The organism is Acidovorax sp. KPB24-03 (assembly GCF_057546605.1).
Genome location: NZ_BAAJYR010000800.1, coordinates 1 through 858, shown reverse-complemented (window position 1 = coordinate 858; position 858 = coordinate 1). Strand labels below are relative to the sequence as shown.

The 858-nt window shown below is 74.1% G+C and carries 1 protein-coding gene; it reads left to right on the top strand.

Features of this window, described 5'->3' with window-relative positions; genetic code table 11:
* The coding region (locus tag AC27KI_RS26095; protein ID WP_487116751.1) for an ATP-dependent DNA helicase at positions 1–858 on the top strand (858 nt) is incomplete at both ends.

Here is an 858-nt window from a genome sequence, read left to right as displayed (position 1 = left end):
CTTTCGCCCACGGCGGGCGCGGCGACCGGCCCCTGCTGGACCAGGCCCACGTGCGCGAGGCCGCCCTGGCCCACGGCGTGTGCCCCTACTACCTGGGCCAGGAACTCGCCCGCTGGGCCGACGTGGTCGTGGGCGACTACCACTACTACTTCGATGCCGGCGCGCTGCTGCACGGCCTGGCGCAGGCCAACCAGTGGCGCGTGGCGGTGCTGGTGGACGAGGCGCACAACCTCGTGGAGCGCGGCCGCCGCATGTACACGGCCGAGCTGCTGCCCGATTCGCTCTACCAGGCGCGGCATTCGGACACCGCCGCCCGCGTGCCGGCGGTGAAGAAGGCCCTGGACAAGGTGCGCCGCGCCTGGGTGGCGCTGGACAAGGCGCAGCCGGGGGCCTACGCCGTGCACGAGGCCTTCCCCGCCGCGCTGCTGGCCTCCCTTCAGCAGTGCGGCAGCGCCCTGGCCGACCATTTCGCGGAGCACCCCGAGCAGATGGACCCGGCGCTGCAGGCCTTCTACCTGGAGCTGCTGCACACCCAGCGGCTGGCCGAGTGCCTGGACACGCATTCGATGGTGGACGTAACCCGCGCCCCCGGCGGCGCGCCCGGCAGCTCGGTGGTCTGCCTGCGCAACGTGGTGCCGGCACCGTTCCTGGCGCCGCGCTTCGCGGCGGCGCACACCAGCACGCTGTTTTCCGCCACGCTGCAGCCGGCGCGCTACTACGCCGATCTGCTCGGCCTGCCGGCCGGCCATGCCGGCGTGGACGTGGCCTCGCCGTTCCAGGCCGCCCAGCTGCGCGTGGCCGTGGCCCGCCACATCTCCACGCGCTACCCGGACCGGGGCGCCTCGCTCGTGCCGATCG